The organism is Myxococcus sp. CA023, from assembly GCF_010998615.1.
Lineage (GTDB): Bacteria > Myxococcota > Myxococcia > Myxococcales > Myxococcaceae > Myxococcus.
The window spans coordinates 59,765-74,700 of record NZ_JAAEAH010000010.1; the positions used below are offsets into that span (position 1 = coordinate 59,765).

General features: G+C 69.3%; 14 protein-coding genes. 12 read left to right on the forward strand and 2 right to left on the reverse strand.

The window, feature by feature from the left end; all coding sequences use genetic code 11:
* The first annotated feature begins 5 nt into the window (after positions 1–5).
* The 5 genes from F8M74_RS06475 (at position 6) to F8M74_RS06495 (ending at position 5,551) form a co-directional block, all read left to right on the forward strand.
* On the forward strand, positions 6–914 hold the full coding sequence (locus F8M74_RS06475; protein ID WP_141257013.1) for a phosphatase PAP2 family protein: 909 nt from the start codon (positions 6–8) through the stop codon (positions 912–914).
* A 37-nt stretch (positions 915–951) separates the two neighbouring features.
* Positions 952–2,142, forward strand: a complete 1,191-nt coding sequence (locus F8M74_RS06480) for an aminotransferase class I/II-fold pyridoxal phosphate-dependent enzyme (RefSeq protein ID WP_141257001.1) — start codon at positions 952–954, stop codon at positions 2,140–2,142.
* Positions 2,139–2,867, forward strand: a complete 729-nt coding sequence (locus F8M74_RS06485; RefSeq protein ID WP_141257002.1) for a class I SAM-dependent methyltransferase — start codon at positions 2,139–2,141, stop codon at positions 2,865–2,867. Before F8M74_RS06480 ends, F8M74_RS06485 begins: the two co-directional genes overlap by 4 nt.
* Entirely contained in the window at positions 2,860–3,837 is a 978-nt protein-coding gene (locus tag F8M74_RS06490) for a hydroxymethylglutaryl-CoA lyase (RefSeq protein WP_141257003.1), read from the forward strand. Before F8M74_RS06485 ends, F8M74_RS06490 begins: the two co-directional genes overlap by 8 nt.
* A 154-nt stretch (positions 3,838–3,991) precedes the next feature.
* Positions 3,992–5,551 carry a methyl-accepting chemotaxis protein gene (locus F8M74_RS06495; RefSeq protein WP_141257004.1) on the forward strand — a complete coding sequence of 520 codons (1,560 nt, stop codon included), beginning with the start codon at positions 3,992–3,994 and terminating at the stop codon, positions 5,549–5,551.
* Positions 5,552–5,627: 76 nt separating this feature from the next.
* On the opposite strand, the gene F8M74_RS06500 is transcribed toward F8M74_RS06495, so the two are convergent.
* Positions 5,628–7,592, reverse strand: a complete 1,965-nt coding sequence (locus F8M74_RS06500) for a TIM44-like domain-containing protein (RefSeq protein WP_141257005.1) — start codon at positions 7,590–7,592, stop codon at positions 5,628–5,630.
* 103 nt (positions 7,593–7,695) lie between these two features.
* Here F8M74_RS06500 and F8M74_RS06505 point away from each other — a divergent pair, with 103 nt between their 5' ends.
* Entirely contained in the window at positions 7,696–8,472 is a 777-nt protein-coding gene (locus F8M74_RS06505) for an enoyl-CoA hydratase-related protein (protein WP_141257006.1), read from the forward strand.
* A 98-nt stretch (positions 8,473–8,570) separates the two neighbouring features.
* Here F8M74_RS06505 and F8M74_RS06510 read toward each other — a convergent pair whose 3' ends face one another.
* Positions 8,571–8,930: a YtxH domain-containing protein gene (locus F8M74_RS06510; RefSeq protein WP_141257007.1), complete on the reverse strand. Its 360-nt coding sequence runs from the start codon at positions 8,928–8,930 to the stop codon at positions 8,571–8,573.
* A 202-nt stretch (positions 8,931–9,132) separates the two neighbouring features.
* Here F8M74_RS06510 and F8M74_RS06515 point away from each other — a divergent pair, with 202 nt between their 5' ends.
* From F8M74_RS06515 to F8M74_RS06540, 6 genes are all read left to right on the forward strand, one after another.
* Complete coding sequence (locus F8M74_RS06515; RefSeq protein ID WP_141257008.1) at positions 9,133–10,662, forward strand: acyl-CoA carboxylase subunit beta; 1,530 nt, start codon at positions 9,133–9,135, stop codon at positions 10,660–10,662.
* Positions 10,663–10,732: 70 nt separating this feature from the next.
* On the forward strand, positions 10,733–11,878 hold the full coding sequence (locus F8M74_RS06520; RefSeq protein WP_141257009.1) for an acyl-CoA dehydrogenase family protein: 1,146 nt from the start codon (positions 10,733–10,735) through the stop codon (positions 11,876–11,878).
* The gene (locus tag F8M74_RS06525) at positions 11,878–12,741 is read left to right on the forward strand and encodes a hypothetical protein (RefSeq protein WP_171410146.1); all 864 of its coding nucleotides are present in this window, start codon (positions 11,878–11,880) and stop codon (positions 12,739–12,741) included. Before F8M74_RS06520 ends, F8M74_RS06525 begins: the two co-directional genes overlap by 1 nt.
* On the forward strand, positions 12,738–13,520 hold the full coding sequence (rnc, locus tag F8M74_RS06530) for a ribonuclease III (RefSeq protein ID WP_141279511.1): 783 nt from the start codon (positions 12,738–12,740) through the stop codon (positions 13,518–13,520). Before F8M74_RS06525 ends, rnc begins: the two co-directional genes overlap by 4 nt.
* Before the next feature lie 47 nt (positions 13,521–13,567).
* Positions 13,568–14,275, forward strand: a complete 708-nt coding sequence (locus tag F8M74_RS06535) for a peptidylprolyl isomerase (RefSeq protein WP_141253789.1) — start codon at positions 13,568–13,570, stop codon at positions 14,273–14,275.
* A 3-nt stretch (positions 14,276–14,278) separates the two neighbouring features.
* A complete protein-coding gene (locus tag F8M74_RS06540; protein WP_141253788.1) occupies positions 14,279–14,875 on the forward strand; it encodes a peptidylprolyl isomerase in 597 nt (198 codons plus the stop codon).
* The last annotated feature ends 61 nt before the right edge of the window (positions 14,876–14,936 follow it).

Consider the following 14,936-nt stretch of genomic DNA (forward strand, 5'->3'; position numbering starts at 1 on the left):
AGGCGGTGCGCGTCCAGCTCACCCCCGTGGACCTCATCATCGTCGTGTCGTGCGCGTTGGCTTCGCTGCTCCTGCTGGGGCCGGGCCGGTGGGCGCCGGATGCGCTGCGTTGCGCGGGATTGTTCGCGGTGGTGGGCGTGGGGCCGCTCGTCCTCCGTACGCTGGCCGCATCGTTCCCGGGGCACCGGTGGATCCATGTCCTCGCGGACTGGTGGCTGCTGCCCACGGCGGTGATGACGCACGGCTGGCTGTCTCCCGTGGTGGACACGGTGAACCCCCTCCTCAAGGACGCGCAGTTGGTGGCGGCCGACCAGCGGCTCTTCGGCATGCAGGCGGCGGTGGTGCTGTCGCGCGTCGTCCCGGCGTGGCTCAACGACATCCTGTTGGTCTGCTACTACGGCCACTTCATCTGGGCGCTGGTGATGGGGTTGGTACTCTACCGGCGCCCGGGCGGCGCGGAGTACGACGAGTACCTCACCGCCCTGGGGCTGCTCTTCTTCCTCAACTACGCGGCCTACGCGCTGGTGCCGGCGGTGGGGCCTCGCTACTTCCTGGTCGACGCGTTCGATGGGCCGCTTCAGGGCTCGCTGGCGCCGCTGCTGGATTCACTCATGCGCAAGCCGCTGTTCGCGCGTGACTGCTTCCCGTCGGGACACACTGGCGCCACGCTGCTGGTGCTGTACTACGCGTGGCGGTTCTCCCGCCGTGTCTTCTGGGTGATGTTGCTCCCGGGCCTGGGGCTCATCGCGGCCACCCTGGTGGGCCGTTTCCACTACGCCACGGACCTGCTCTGCGCGGTGCCCATGGTCATGGTGGTGACGGGGCTGGCGCTGGGCGTCTCCCGGGCGGCCCGCCATCGCGAAGTGGTGAAGGACGCGCGTTCCGTGCCGGTGGACGCTATCGTCAGGCCCTGAGCGCCCGGACGGTTCGCGGCGCGAGGAGCCGACGTCCATGTCCAGGCCCATAGCCGCGCAGCGAGTCACCCGGTTCGCCACCACCGTCTTCTCCGAGTTCAGCGCCCTGGCCGCCCGCCATGGCGCGGTGAACCTGGGGCAGGGGTTCCCGGACTTCGACGGACCGGCGGCCATCAAGGAAGCGGCGCAGCGCGCCATCCGCGACGGGGGCAACCAGTACGCCATGGGCGCGGGCGCCCGGGAGCTGCGCGTGGCCATCGCCGAGCACTCGGCGCGCTTCTACGGCCAGACGGTGGACCCGGACACCATGGTGACGGTGACGAGCGGCGCCACCGAGGCCATCCTCGACACGCTGCTGGGGCTGGTGGACCCGGGCGACGAGGTGGTGGCCTTCGAGCCCTTCTACGACTCCTACGACGCCAACATCACCTTCGTGGGGGCCACCGCGCGCTTCGTGCCGCTGCGCCCGCCGGACGCGGACCACGCGCAGTGGTGGTTCGACCGGGACGAGGTCCGCGCCGCCTTCAACCCGCGCACCCGGTTGCTCATCCTCAACACGCCGCACAACCCGACGGGGAAGGTGTTCACCCGCGATGAATTGACGTTCCTGGGCGAGCTGTGCGCCGAGTTCGACGTGAAGGTCCTCTCCGACGAGGTGTACGAGCACCTCGTCTTCGAGCCCGCACGCCACCTGCGTCCGGCCACGCTGCCTGGGCTGGCCGAGCGCACCGTGACGGTGAGCAGCGGCGGGAAGACGTTCAGCCTCACCGGCTGGAAGGTGGGCTGGGTCATCGCGCCGCCGCCGCTGCGGGACGCGGTGCAGCGGGCCCACCAGTTCGTGACCTTCGCCACCGCCGCGCCGCTGCAGGCCGCCATGGCGGAGGCGCTGCGGTTGCCGGACGCGTACTTCACGGAGCTGACGGCGTCCTACGCGGCGAAGCGGGAGCGGCTGCTCACCGGGCTGCGCGAGGCCGGGCTGACGGCGTTCGCCCCGGAGGGCAGCTACTTCATCCTCGCGGACATCACGCGCCAGGGCTTCGCCGATGACGTGGCCTTCTGCCGCCACCTGGTGTCCGAGGTGGGCGTGGCGGCCATTCCGCCCAGCGTCTTCTATGGCCCGGCGCACCGGCACCTGGGGCAGGGGCTGGCCCGCTTCGCCTTCTGCAAGACGGAGGCGGTGCTGGACGAAGCCGTGCGCCGCCTGCGCGCGGGCCTGTCATCGCGATGAGCTTCTTCGGAGAGCTCTACCTTCGCAGCACGCTGCCGTTCCTGTCGGAGGCCGTCACCGCGCGTGAGGTGGACTACCTGGCCCGAGCCTTCGCGGACGTGGCGGGGCCGGCGCCGGTGGTGGACCTGGGGTGCGGCCATGGCCGCCACGCGGCGCGGCTGAACGCGGTGGGGCCTCTGGCGGGGCGCGTCATCGGGCTGGAGTTGGACGCACTGTCGTTGGCCATGCGGCGCCCGGGCTTCCCGGCGATCCAGGGGGACCTGCGGGCCCTGCCGTTTCGCGAGGCGTCCCTGGCGGGGGCCTACGCGTGGTACTCGACGCTGGCCGCCTTCACGGATGGCGAGCACATGCACATCCTCCGCGAGGTCGCGCGCGTGCTGCGGCCAGGAGGACGGTGGGTGTTCCAGACGGTGCCGTTCGAGCGACTGGCGGCGTCCCCCCGGGCGGCCTTCCGCGAGACGCTGCCGGATGGAAGCGCCCTGGAGGAGGAGAGCTGCTTCGACGCCTCGACGGGGCGGGACGAGGGACGTCGGACGCTGACCTCCCCGGAGGGTCGATGCCTGCGCGCATCATATTCCCTTCGTTACTATCCCCTTGCGGATTGGGTGAGGCTGTTGGAAAGCACGGGATTTTCCGTCGTCTGGGTGCACGGTGGCCTGGCGGGTGGGCCGCTGGACGCGCAGTCAACCGACCTGATCGTGGGAGCGGAGCGGCGCCATGGCTGAGATGCAGGAACACTCCAGGGCGAGGTTGGGCTGGCTGGGCCAGTTGCCCAAGCAGGTCGACGTCTATGAAGTCGGTCCCCGGGACGGCTTGCAGAACGAGCTGCGCACGCTGCCCACGCGGGACAAGGCGCGCCTCATCAACGCACTGGTGGCCGCGGGGGAGAAGCGCATCGAGGTGACGTCGTTCGTGTCACCCAAGTGGATTCCCCAGCTCGCGGACGCCGAGGAGCTGCTGCGGCTGGTGGGCCGTCGCGACGGCGTCGTGTTCTCCGCGCTAGTGCCCAACCTCAAGGGCCTGGAGCGAGCGAAGGAGGCGGGCCTGGAGGAGGCCGCCGTCTTCATCTCCGCCTCCGAGGCGCACTCGAAGAAGAACATCAACAAGAGCATCGCCGAGGCCGTGGTGGGCGCGCGCGAGGTGACGGCCTCCGCGCTCCAGGCGGGCATGCGCGTGCGCGGCTACCTGTCCACCGTGTGGGGCTGCCCCTACGAAGGCGACGTTCCGGTGGAGCGCGTGGTGGACATCTGCCGGCAGCTCGTGGACGCGGGCATCTACCAGCTCAGCCTGGGAGACACGATTGGCATCGGCACGCCGCGCCAGACGGAGGTCCTCCTGGAGGCGCTGCTGAAGCACATCCCCGTGGAGAAGCTGGCGCTGCACCTACACGACACGCGCGGCACCGCGCTGGCGAATGCGCTGGTGGGCCTGTCCGCGGGCGTGACGACCTTCGACGCCAGCATTGGCGGCCTGGGCGGGTGCCCCTACGCCCCGGGAGCGGCGGGGAACCTGGCCACCGAGGACGCCGTCTTCATGCTCCACGGCATGGGCGTGGACACCGGCATCAACCTGGACCGGCTGGTGGAGGCTGGGGAGATTGCCCAGGAGCTGATCGGCCGGAAGCTGGCGGGCAAGTACCTCCAGGCCGCGCTGGGCGAGCGTGAGAAGAAAGCCGCCCGCCGGGCCCAGACGTGAGCGGGCCCTACCCAGTGCCGAGGTCATGAAGTCCCCGGCAATCCTGAATTCCAAGTGTCATTGAAAAATTCTGTTCTGACTTACGTTTCGAGGTGGTGAGCGGGTAGGGTGAGGTTGTTTTGACCCCATTTGCTACCTCAACGGGAAGTGCCGGATGAACGTCTCGCTCGATGCCGACGTCCTCGCGAGACGTTCACAATCGCTGTTCGACGCCCACCAGGTGGCGCTGAGCCACCGCACGGACCGGATGTTCGCCGTGCTGATGGGCCTCCAGTGGGTCGCCGGGCTGGTGGTGGCCCTGGCGCTGTCTCCCTGGACGTGGAGCGGGACGTCCAGTCAGGTCCACCCGCACGTCTGGGCGGCGGCCGGCCTGGGAGCCCTCCTGGCGAGCCTGCCGGTGGCCATGGCGTGGGCGTTGCCGGGTCGGGAGGCCACGCGGTTCGTCATCGCCACGGCGCAGGCGTTGGTGTCCGGGCTGCTCATCCATCTGACGGACGGGCGCATCGAGACGCACTTCCACATCTTCGGCTCCCTGGCGCTGCTGGCCATGTACCGGGACGCGCGGGTGCTGTTCCTCTATTCGGCGCTGGTGGCGGCGGACCACCTGCTTCGCGGCATGTACTGGCCCCTGTCCATCTTCGGCGTGGAGTCCGCCAGTGCCTGGCGCGCGTGGGAGCACATCGGCTGGGTGGTGTTCGAAAACGTGTTCCTCCTGATTGGCGGGCGAGGCGCGGTGAAGGATGCCCGGGCGCTGGCGGCGCGACAGGCCTGGTTGGAGTTGTCTCAAGGAGAGGTTCGCACGCGCGTGGTGGAGCCGCTGGTGGACTCGGCGCGGGCGCTGACGGAGGCGACCCATTCGCTGGTGTCGAGCACGGATGACCAGCGCGCGATGCTGTCGCGCCAGTCCGCGGCGCTCACGGATACGCAGGTGGCGACGAACGAGATGCAGCGGGCGTCTTCCACGGCCTCTCGTCAGGCGGATGCCATCCTCGCCTCCACACTCCAGGCGGGGGACGTAGGGGCTGACGCCGAGGCCATGCTGGGCCAGAGCATGGAGGGCCTGGAGGCCATCCGCGCACAGGTGATGGAGATGGCCGGGCTCCTGCGTGGATTGGACGGCCAGGCGCGGCAGATCTCGAGCGTCACCCTGGCGGTGAAGGACCTGGCGGACCAGTCCCACATGGTGGCGGTGAACGCGGCCATCGAGGCGGCGCGCGCCGGGGCGCACGGCAAGGGCTTCGCGGTGGTTGCCACGGAGATGCGGCGGCTCGCGCAGCAGTCCGTCCGGGCGGCGGGGCAGGTGAGCGGCATCCTGGACGCCGTGCACCAGTCGCTCCATCACGTCGTGGAGCTCTCCCTGAAGGGGGCGGATCGGATGGCGCGGGACATCGAGGTGGTGCGCGCGTCAGGAGAGCGCCTGCGGGGCCTGTCCACCGTGCTGCGCACCAGCACGGAGGGCGTGCAGCAGATTTCAGTGGCGGTGGCGCGACAGGCCGCGGGCGTGGCGCGGATCTCCGGCGCGGTGGATGAGCTGTCCGCGATGATGGAGCAGACGCTGGGGCGTGTCGAACAGACGACCACCGCCGCCCAGACGCTTCGCGTGGTGACGGGCCGTGTCCACGGCGTCATCGACACCTATCAAGGCACCAGGACGGATGAGGTGCCGCCAGCGAACGATGTGGGCCGGGTGATTGCGTTCAGACGGGACGCGTAAGCGGGCGTCCGCCGCGTGAGAGGTTGCCGGCCGGGGCGCGCGGTGTCGATGACGCCCCGGAGCCCGCCCCTTCGCCTCAGCGCCCGTCGAGCATGGACTCCAGCCGGTCCTGAAGTCCGAGGTGGGCGGCTGCGCTCACCAGCATCCGCCGCTCCTTGCGGTCGATGCGGCCGTCCACCAGCGCCATCTCCACGATGTTGCGCAGGAACACCTCCGCTTCGGGGCTGCCCTTCGCCACGAGGCGGTCGAAGAGCTGTGGCCCCATGCTCAGCGCCAGCTCCACGTTGTCCCACACCACGCCCCAGCGCTCCGAGCACAGCTTCAGCAGCTTGCGCTCCGCGGACGTCACCTCGCCGTCGGCGGCGGCGATGGCGGCCATCATGTACAGCAGGCGCTGCCGCTCCTGGACGTCCATCACCGCGTCCTCGGGCCGCGGCGTGTGGCCATGGCCACCCATGCGCTGTTGCGACGCGGCCTGGCGTGGAGGGAGGGCTCGGAACCGCGCGTCCTCGTCCGCGTTCCACGCCTCGAACGTGCGCGCCGCCGCGAGCACCCAATCCCGCTCACCGGTGGCCAGCGGCGTGCCGCAGTAGTCGCAGTCCGTGGCGGCGCTGTTCGTCAGCGGCGCGTTGCACTGCGGGCACCGGTTCGTGGACATGCCGTTGGCGGTGTTCGTCTGCGCGCCGTGCTTGCGCGTCAGCGTGAAGATGTAGCGCTGGGGCACGGTGGGCAGGGAACGGGGCCGCTCGTTGGCGGGCCCCACGCCCATGCGCGCGCTCCAGCGAATCTCCACGTGCGCCACGTCCTGGCCCTGCGGGTCCACCTGGAACGCACGCACGTCCGCGGAGCCCACGGCGCACTCCAGGAACACGCGGCGGAACCCCTGGCGGCGCAGGCCCTCCAGCTCCGTCTCCAGCCGTTGCACGGTGTCCGTCCGGGCCACCTTGGCCAGCGGCTTCGTGTCGCCGCGGCTTTGCGCGTCAATCCACTTCCAGAACAGCAGCGACGCACGGTCCTCCAGCATCTCCAGGTTGAGCGCCGGGTCCGACTCGCGTGCCTGCATCAGCCCGTCCACCGTCTTGTGGTACGGCGCGTGCTCGATGCCCTGCGTGATTTCGGACAGCGTCCAGTCGTAGTTACCCGAGTTCACCACCGCGCCGCAGAACTCGCAGCTGTTGGCCGCGCCACCGTTGAACGGCGCGCCGCAGTTGGGGCACTTGCCCTGGAACAGGTCCGCGCCGATGCGCGTCTGCGCCCCCGGCTTGCGCACGAAGGTCCAGACCTCCGTGAAGGCCTCGCTGGGGACCTTGCGCGCGGCCTCGGTGGCCTGCGCGTCGCTGAAGGACACGGGCACGTCGGTGTCTCGCATCCGCGCGTGGACACGGACGTGGATGCTGTCGAACCACTGGCTCTGGTCCAGGCCGATGAGCTGGAGGTCCAGCACCTCGAAGTCGGTGATGGCGTCCCGCACGCCCTGCGCGCGCATGAGCTCCAGTTGCACGCCGAAGCGCTGGAAGGTGGCGTCCGACAGGAAGGGCCGCACCGGCGTCATGTCCCGGAGGAACCACGCCTGCTGCAGCTCCATGAACAGCCACTTCGTCTTGTCGAGCATCGGCTCCAGCTCGAAGGCGGGGTCCTTCAGCTTCAGGGCGTTCACCCAGCCTTGCACGTCACGCTGGGACACCTGGGTGCGCTGATACGCCTCGCGCTGCTCCAGGGCCCGCCTGGTGGTGGCGTCCGGGTGCAGGTTGCGGCGGTACAGCCAGTACACGATGCCGCCAATGCAGAGCAGCGGCAGCATGACCTTGGGGTAGCGGAAGACCAGGCTGAAGAGCTGGTAGACGACCCAGAGCGCGACGCCGTCACCGTCCCCGCCGCCGCGGCCACCGCCGTTGCCGGACGAGGGGCGGGAGTAGTGCTCGCCGCCACCTCCGCGTCCCAAGGCTTCGAGCGGAAGCAGGAGCGCCACGTAGGCGATGGCGGGCAGCCAGGGGGCCCACCGGGAGAGTCGGTGCGAGATGGAGCGCAGAGGCGTGGCCATGTCCCCCATGCTAACCGTTTCCGCCTTGCCAGACCCGGCTTATGGCCGCACTCTGCCGCGGCCCAGAGCAGCCCGCCTGCCAGGCCGGGGAAAGGGAGCGAACATGCCGGAATTCAAGGTCGACGCACGCGGTCCCATCGAAATCTGGACCATCGACGGCGAGAGCCGCCGCAACGCCATCAGCCGCGCCATGTTGAAGGAGCTGGGCGAGCTGGTGACTCGCGTGTCTTCCAGCCGTGACGTGCGCGCCGTCGTCATCACCGGCGCGGGCGACAAGGCCTTCTGCGCCGGCGCCGACCTGAAGGAGCGCGCCACCATGGCCGAGGACGAGGTCCGCGCCTTCCTGGACGGGCTGCGCCGCACCTTCCGCGCGATCGAAAAGAGCGACTGCGTCTTCATCGCCGCCATCAACGGAGTGGCCTTGGGCGGTGGCACGGAGCTGGCGCTCGCGTGTGACTTGCGCGTGGCCGCCCCGGCCGCGGAGCTGGGTCTCACCGAGGTGAAGCTGGGCATCATCCCCGGCGGCGGAGGCACGCAGCGCCTGGCGCGCCTGGTGGGCCCGGGCCGCGCGAAGGACCTCATCCTCACCGCCCGCCGCATCAACGCCGCGGAGGCCTTCAGCGTGGGCCTGGCGAACCGGCTGGCGCCGGAGGGCCACCTGCTGGCCGTGGCGTACGGGCTGGCGGAGTCGGTGGTGGAGAATGCGCCCATCGCCGTGGCCACGGCCAAGCACGCCATCGACGAGGGCACGGGTCTGGAGTTGGACGATGCGCTGGCGCTGGAGCTGCGCAAGTACGAAGAGATTCTCAAGACGGAGGACCGCCTGGAGGGCCTGCGCGCCTTCGCGGAGAAGCGCGCGCCCGTCTACAAGGGCCGCTAGCCCGCACGGACGAAATCGGGGACGGAAGGCCCGGTTCTCACCGGTGCCCCGTCCCCGAAGTGCGTCACGTCACATGGCTCGAAGGCCGCTCGCGCCGGTCAGGCGTTCGCGGTGCGCTCCTGGCCCAGATTGACGTTCTGCTTGTTCATGTAGGCCGTGGCCTTGTCCTTCACGGTGGTCCGCAGCTCGGTGCCCGTCTTCGGGGCCAGCAGCAGGGCCACCACGCCACCCGCGGCCACGCCGAGGAGGAAGATGCCCAGGCCACCCAGGCTCGCGCGCGCCGGCTTGTAGGTGGTCAATCCCACATGTCGCAGCACGTCATCCGGCTCGAAGTCATCCCAACGGTTCCGCGCCACGCGGGGCAGCTCATTGACGAGCTTGTGGGCCAGCCACTTCCGGTACAGGTCGCTCCGGGCAATCCCCTTGGCCATCCACTTGCCTCTCTTCGCTGCGAACATGCGTCCCTCCTGGGCCGAATGGTTGCCGGGTGCGCATCACTCGCGAGCACGCCCCCGTTACGCACCAAGGTAGGCAGGGGAGCCTGGAGCGGCATCCCCTGGGGAACTGTTCTGCGCGGTGCGTCGTCTGCCTGTCACGCCGCGCCGGTCCCCCAGCGAGAAGGCAGCCAGCCGTAGCCCTTTCTGCTATGTGCCACGGGCCATGTCCCAAGACTCGAGACTGCTGGAGAAGATCGCCCAGGTGGAGAAGGGTGGCGCGCAGAAGTACCACGCGAAGAACACGGAGGCGGGCAAGCTCTTCGCCCGCGAGCGCATCCGCCTGCTGGTGGATGAAGGCTCCTTCGTGGAGGACGCGAAGCTCGCCAACAACCTGGACCCGGACCTGCCCTCGGATGGTGTCGTCATCGGCGTGGGCAAGGTGGCCGGGCGCACCGTGGCCATCATGGCCAACGACTCCACGGTGAAGGCCGGCAGCTGGGGCGCCCGCACGGTGGAGAAGATCCTCCGCATCCAGGAGACGGCCCGCGACCTGCGCTGCCCGCTGTTCTACCTGGTGGACTCCGCCGGTGCCCGCATCACCGACCAGGTGGAGATGTTCCCCGGGCGCCGTGGCGCCGGCCGCATTTTCTACAACGAGGTGCACATGTCCGGCTTCGTGCCGCAGGTGTGCCTGCTCTTCGGTCCGTCCGCCGCCGGTGGTGCGTACATCCCCGCGTTCTGCGACCTGGTCATCATGGTGGAAGGCAATGCCTCCATGTACCTGGGCAGCCCGCGCATGGCGGAGATGGTCATCGGTGAGAAGGTCACCCTGGAGGAGATGGGTGGCGCGAAGATGCACTGCTCCGTCTCCGGCGTCGGCGACGTGCTGGTGAAGACGGAGCAGGAGGCCATCGAGGCGGCGAAGAAGTACATCGGCTACTTCCCGGAGAACTTCTCCCAGGCGCCGCCGCGCGCCGAGCCCAAGGCCCCCAAGGCCGGCGGCAAGAAGGTGGAGGAGATCGTCCCCGTCGACCAGAACAAGCCCTTCAACATGCATGAGCTCATCAACGAGCTCATCGACGAGGGCAGCTGGTTCGAGGTGAAGAAGCTCTTCGCCCAGGAGCTCGTCACGGGCCTGGCCCGCATCGACGGCCGCCCGGTGGGCATCGTCGCCAACCAGCCCAAGTACAAGGGCGGCGTGCTGTTCGTGGACAGCGCGGACAAGGCGGCCCGCTTCATCTGGCTGTGTGATGCCTTCAACATCCCGCTGCTCTATCTGGCGGACGTTCCGGGCTTCATGATCGGCACCAAGGTGGAGCGCGCGGGCATCATCCGCGCCGGCGCGAAGATGATCTCCGCCGTGTCCGAGGCCAGCGTGCCCCGCATCTGCGTGGTGGTCCGCAAGGCCTACGGCGCCGGCCTCTACGCCATGAGCGGCCCCGGCTTCGCCCCGGACGCGACCATCGCGTTGCCCGGCGCGATGATCGCCGTCATGGGCCCGGAGGCGGCGGTGAACGCCGTCTACTACAACAAGATCCAGGAGTTGCCGGAGGCCGAGCGGCCCGCCTACGTCCAGAAGCTGCGCGACGAGTACAAGCAGGACGTGGACATCTACAAGCTGGCCAGCGAGCTGGTCATCGACGACATCGTCCCGGGTGACCGGCTGCGTCAAGAGCTCACCCAGCGCTACGGCGTCTACTCCCAGCGGCATCAGCCCCGTGCGGAAAAGAAACACGGTGTCTATCCGGTTTGAGTAGGTAGCGTTACCTCACCTCCAAGGCCCGGCTGCGCCTGGGCCGTCTGCTATAGATCCTGCTGACACCATGGATTTTGACCTTCCAGAAAGCCATCGCGCCCTCCAGTCCTCCATCCGTGACTTCTGCGAACGGCGGGTGAAGCCGTATGCCCGTGAGTGGGACAAGGACGAGACGTTCCCCATGGAAGTCGTCCGGGAGCTGGGGCAGCTCGGGGTGATGGGCATGCTCGTCGCCGAGGAGTTCGGCGGAGCGGCCATGGACTCGCTCGCCGTGGCGGTGGCAGTGGAGGAGATCGCCCGCTACGACGGCTCGCTGGCGCTGACGGTGGCCAGCCACAACGGCCTGGGCACCAGCCACCTGCGCGTCTTCGGTTCGGACGCGCAGCGCCAGAAGTACCTGCCCAAGCTGGCCACGGGTGAGTACCTGGGCGCGTGGGGCCTGACGGAGCCGGGGTCCGGCTCGGACGCGTCGAGCATGAAGACCACGGCCGTGCGCAAGGGCGACGGCTGGGTGCTCAACGGCGCCAAGATGTTCATCACCCAGGGCACGGTGGGTGACGTGTTCGTGGTGCTGGCCGTCACCTCGCCGCAGAAGCGGCAGAAGGGCATCACCGCCTTCCTGCTGGAGAAGGGCCTGCCGGGCTTCAGCCAGCGCGCCATCCACGGGAAGCTGGGCATGCGCTCGTCGGACACGGCCGAGCTCATCCTGGAGAACGTGGAGGTGCCGGACTCGGCGCGCGTGGGTGAGCTGGACCACGGCTTCATCGACACGATGAAGATCCTGGACCGCGGCCGCATCACCATCGGCGCGCTGGCGGTAGGCCTGGGCCGGGGCGCCCTGGAGGAGTCCATTGGCTACTCGCGCGAGCGCACCGCGTTCGGCCAGCCCATCAGCGAGTTCCAGGGATTGCGCTGGATGATGGCGGACATGAAGACGGAGCTGGATGCCGCCCGGCTCCTGGTCCACCGCGCCGCGAAGCTGGCCGACGAAGGCAAGCCGTACTCGCGCGAGGCCTCCATGGGGAAGCTGTTCGCCTCCGAGGCCGCCATGCGGGCTTGCAACAAGGCCGTGCAGATCCACGGTGGGTACGGTTACACCCGCGAATTCCCTGTCGAGCGCTACCTGCGCGACGCCAAGCTGTGTGAGATCGGCGAGGGAACCAGCGAGATCCAGCGTACAATCATCGCCCGGGAAACCTTCAAAGGGGCTTGATGGACACCGCGCGGCTGGAAGGTCTCGGGCTGCAGTTGCGGGAGGACGCGGCCGGCACCGAGGCGGTGCTGGACCTGGAGTCGTCCCCGCTGGTCAATCCCGTCACCCGGGCCTTCATCCCTGAGGTGACCTTCCAGGTGATGGGGGACCGTCTCATCCCCATCGCGCCGCCCGCCGTGGTGGGGCTGGCCCCCATCCTGGTGGGCGCGCTCAGCGACGTCGCCGACATCGAGGCGCTGCTCGCGGATGCATTCAACGAGCACATCTTCCACGTCCAGCGTCGCTCCGCGGAGCTCCAGGTGCTGGGGCTGACGCCGCGCGTGGAGCCGGAGACGCTGGAGCTGTCCACGGAGGTATTGGACGGTGAGCTGGCCGTCACGCTGGTGTCGGACCGGCTGGGCAACTTCCGCGTGGCCCGCGTGGCCCGGGGGAAGGAAGACCTGGCCACCGGCGGCGGCCACACGCTGGAGCTGTCGGAGTTCCGCGAGCGGGCGGCGCTGACGGGCTACCTGGTCGCGCTCTTTGGCGAGCCGGCGGCCCGTCCGCAGGCCGCGCCGGTGGGCGCCGGGCTGGTGCGCTTCTCCGACATCGTGGAGAAGTTCGGCGCGGAGGCGCTATTGCCTCCCCGCAGCAGCCTGGAGCTGCTGGCGCAGTTGCAGGTGGAGGGCCGCCCGTACCGCTTCGCCGCCGCCAGGGTGGCGGGCCGCACCTTCCGGGGCCTGCTGGCGGGTCCGCAGGGCAAGGAGTGGGCGGGACGGTTCGAGCTGGATGAGTTCCCAGGCATCGTGCGGATGGTGGCGGACCTGTTGAAGGTCTCTCCCGCGGCCGTGAGGCTGGTGGGCCCGGACGCACCTCAGGAGTGATGCGTTTGAGTGGTGCGGACAAGATGAGCCCGTCCGAGCGGGTGCAGTTGTTGGAGTCGCGGTTGGGGTTGAGCTTCTCCCGGGTGGAGACGGCGCTGGAGGCCCTGACGCACAAGACGTACGTCAATGAGACTCGGGACAAGGAGCTGAAGGACAACCAGCGCCTGGAGTTCCTGGGCGACTCGGTGGTCAACCTGGCCGTCAGCCACCGGTTGATGGCGCGCTGCCCGGGGCTGCCCGAAGGCGACCTGACGAAGATGCGCGCCCGCGTCGTCAACGAGGACGGCCTGGCCCGCGTGGCCCGGACCATCCCGCTGGGCGACCTGCTGCTGCTGGGGCGGGGCGAGCTCATGTCCGGTGGCCGGGAGAAGAACTCCGTCCTGGCGGACGCGCTGGAGGCCGTCTTCGGCGCGGTCTTCCTCACCAGTGGCCTGGACGCCGCGGTGGCGCTGGTGGACCGGTATTTCGCGGACCTGCTGGACGAGGTCTCCAGCGGCCAGGGGCGGCTCGATTACAAGACGCTGCTCCAGGAGATGGCCCACGAGCGGCTCAAGCTCCAGCCGCGCTACCGCGTCGTTTCCGAGTCCGGTCCGGAACACTCCAAGGTGTTCGAGGTGGAGCTGATGCTGGGGGAGACGGCCTTCGCCCGGGCCACCGGCCGGAGCAAGAAGGAGGCGGAGCAGTCCGCCGCGCAGGCGACGCTGGAGAAGCTGCGGGAAGACGCCACGTGTCCCACCTCCCCCCCGCCCGGAACGCCACGACACGACACCCCGGCGTGAAACCCCTTGGATGGGGCAGGGGGCGGCGCGTAAGGTGCCGCGCCGACATGCCCCCCGCCTCCCTCCGAAAGACGCTCGCGCTGGTGACCTGCCTGCTGGCGGGCTCCGTCCTCGCCGATGATTCCGGCAAGTGGACCCGGAAGGCCGCGGCAGGCAAGGACCTGTACGCCACGCTCCAGACGAGCGAGGGCACCATCGTCGTCCGGCTCTTCGCCAAGGACGCGCCCAAGACGGTGGCCAACTTCGTGGGCCTGGCCGCCGGTGAGAAGGCCTGGCGGGACCCGAAGACGGAGAAGATGGCGAAGAAGCCGCTGTATGACGGCACGGTGTTCCACCGCGTGATTCCGGGCTTCATGATTCAGGGCGGGGACCCCACGGGCAGCGGCTTCGGCGACCCGGGCTACCGCTTCGCGGACGAGTTCCAGAGCGGCCGCACCTTCAACAAGGTGGGCCTGCTGGCCATGGCCAACGCGGGGCCCAACACCAACGGCAGCCAGTTCTTCATCACGACCTCGACGCCCGGACACCTGACCGGCAGGCACACCATCTTCGGTGAGGTGCTCAGCGGCTATGACGTGGTGGAGAAGATCAGCAACCTGCCTCGGGACAACCGGGACCGCCCGCGCACCGCGGTGGTGCTCACCCGCGTGGTGCTGGGCGACAAGGCTCCCGCGGGCGTGACGGCCCCCGCGGCGAGCAAGGCAGCGGCGCCCCAGAAGGACGCGGGCGCGAAGACGGTTTCACCAAGGCCGTGACACATGACCGGGTTCGTCCTCGGACGGGCCCCCACACGGGAGGGTAGCATGGGAATGTTGGACGAGGCCCGCGCGGGCAATGACCTTTACGCCACCTTCGACACCACGCAGGGGCAGATCGTGGTGAAGCTGTTCGCGAAGGACGCGCCGAAGACGGTGAGCAGCTTCGTGGGCCTTGCGACGGGCGAGTTGCCCTTCCAGGACCCGAAGACGGGTGAGAAGGCCCAGCGCCCCTACTACGACGGCATCATCTTCCACCGCGTGATTCCGGGCTTCATGATTCAGGGCGGAGACCCCACCGGCAGCGGCAGCGGTGGCCCGGGCTTCAACGTGGACGACGAGTACCAGAGCGGCCGGACCTTCGACAAAGTGGGCCTGCTGGCCACGGCGAACATCGGCCGCCCCAACACCAACGGCAGCCAGTTCTTCATCACCACGTCCAAGCCGACGTACCTCAACAACAAGCACACCATCTTCGGTGAGGTGCTGAGCGGCTACGACGTGGTGGAGAAGATCGCCGGCGTGCCGCGCGACGGGCGGGATCGCCCGCGTCAGGACGTCGTCATCAACAAGCTGACCATCTCTACGACCCAGCCGTAGCCTGTCCGCTCGCCGCCCGTCCTGGCATGACCGGGCGGGCGGTGTGTTGTGATAGGCGCTG

Bases quoted from the DNA above. Each gene is read 5' to 3' on its own strand.
- F8M74_RS06480 (WP_141257001.1), top strand. From the start codon at position 952: ATGTCCAGGCCCATAGCCGCGCAGCGAGTCACCCGGTTCGCCACCACC.
- F8M74_RS06485 (WP_141257002.1), top strand. From the start codon at position 2,139: ATGAGCTTCTTCGGAGAGCTCTACCTTCGCAGCACGCTGCCGTTCCTG.
- F8M74_RS06490 (WP_141257003.1), top strand. From the start codon at position 2,860: ATGGCTGAGATGCAGGAACACTCCAGGGCGAGGTTGGGCTGGCTGGGC.
- F8M74_RS06495 (WP_141257004.1), top strand. From the start codon at position 3,992: ATGAACGTCTCGCTCGATGCCGACGTCCTCGCGAGACGTTCACAATCG.
- F8M74_RS06500 (WP_141257005.1), bottom strand. From the start codon at position 7,592: ATGGCCACGCCTCTGCGCTCCATCTCGCACCGACTCTCCCGGTGGGCC.
- F8M74_RS06505 (WP_141257006.1), top strand. From the start codon at position 7,696: ATGCCGGAATTCAAGGTCGACGCACGCGGTCCCATCGAAATCTGGACC.
- F8M74_RS06510 (WP_141257007.1), bottom strand. From the start codon at position 8,930: ATGTTCGCAGCGAAGAGAGGCAAGTGGATGGCCAAGGGGATTGCCCGG.
- F8M74_RS06515 (WP_141257008.1), top strand. From the start codon at position 9,133: ATGTCCCAAGACTCGAGACTGCTGGAGAAGATCGCCCAGGTGGAGAAG.
- F8M74_RS06520 (WP_141257009.1), top strand. From the start codon at position 10,733: ATGGATTTTGACCTTCCAGAAAGCCATCGCGCCCTCCAGTCCTCCATC.
- F8M74_RS06525 (WP_171410146.1), top strand. From the start codon at position 11,878: ATGGACACCGCGCGGCTGGAAGGTCTCGGGCTGCAGTTGCGGGAGGAC.
- F8M74_RS06535 (WP_141253789.1), top strand. From the start codon at position 13,568: ATGCCCCCCGCCTCCCTCCGAAAGACGCTCGCGCTGGTGACCTGCCTG.
- F8M74_RS06540 (WP_141253788.1), top strand. From the start codon at position 14,279: ATGACCGGGTTCGTCCTCGGACGGGCCCCCACACGGGAGGGTAGCATG.